Consider the following 231-nt stretch of genomic DNA (forward strand, 5'->3'; position numbering starts at 1 on the left):
ATGTAAGCCAGGTAATCAAACCGATTACCCGGGATTTGATAACTCTATAGAGAAAGGTCATTCTCATGAATGTTGTGGAAATTATCGCAATTCTTGGCGCTGTAGGTGGTGTCCTTAACGGTCTTGGTGCTACCCTTACCGGCGTAGCTAAGCTGATTGAAAGCTGGAAGATGCCAAAGGGTAAAACCGGCGACAAGTAAGCGGTAAAAGCCTCAAGCCCGGTACTAGAGT

General features: G+C 46.3%; 1 protein-coding gene. It reads left to right on the top strand.

The window, feature by feature from the left end:
• Window positions 1-65: 65 nt before the first annotated feature.
• Window positions 66-200 (top strand): hypothetical protein, encoded by a 135-nt coding sequence (locus tag HMPREF2942_RS09575; RefSeq protein WP_256370751.1) that lies wholly within the window; start codon window positions 66-68, stop codon window positions 198-200.
• Window positions 201-231 lie beyond the last annotated feature (31 nt).

Origin of the sequence: Rothia sp. HMSC071C12 (genome assembly GCF_001813895.1) — a bacterium.
GTDB classification, from domain to species: Bacteria; Actinomycetota; Actinomycetes; order Actinomycetales; family Micrococcaceae; genus Rothia; species Rothia mucilaginosa.